1 protein-coding gene is annotated in these 235 nt (G+C 55.7%); it reads left to right on the top strand.

Annotation, left to right across the window (positions count from 1 at the left end; genetic code table 11):
- A partial coding sequence (locus GBI66_RS19590; protein WP_171494360.1) for a hypothetical protein occupies positions 1 to 235 on the top strand: 235 nt, incomplete at both ends.

The raw sequence follows: 235 nt of genomic DNA, 5'->3' as shown, positions 1-235 counted from the left end.
ACGGTTGCCGGCGGGCAATTGGTACTTGATGCTGACAAAGTGATTAACGTCAGCATTGCAGCAACCGATGCAGCAGGCAACGTGGGCAACGCCACTGCGGATGCGAGCTACACAGTCGACATCACCCCACCAGTGGTGGTGGTCAATCCAATTACGGGTGACAACATCATCAATGCTGTTGAAGCAGGCGCAACCCAAACCGTGAGTGGTTCAGTGGTGGGCAGCTTCACGGTGG

The organism is Acinetobacter sp. TUM15071 (genome assembly GCF_008980925.1).
Taxonomy (GTDB): domain Bacteria; phylum Pseudomonadota; class Gammaproteobacteria; order Pseudomonadales; family Moraxellaceae; genus Acinetobacter; species Acinetobacter dispersus.
This window is presented reverse-complemented; position numbering and strand designations above follow the sequence as displayed.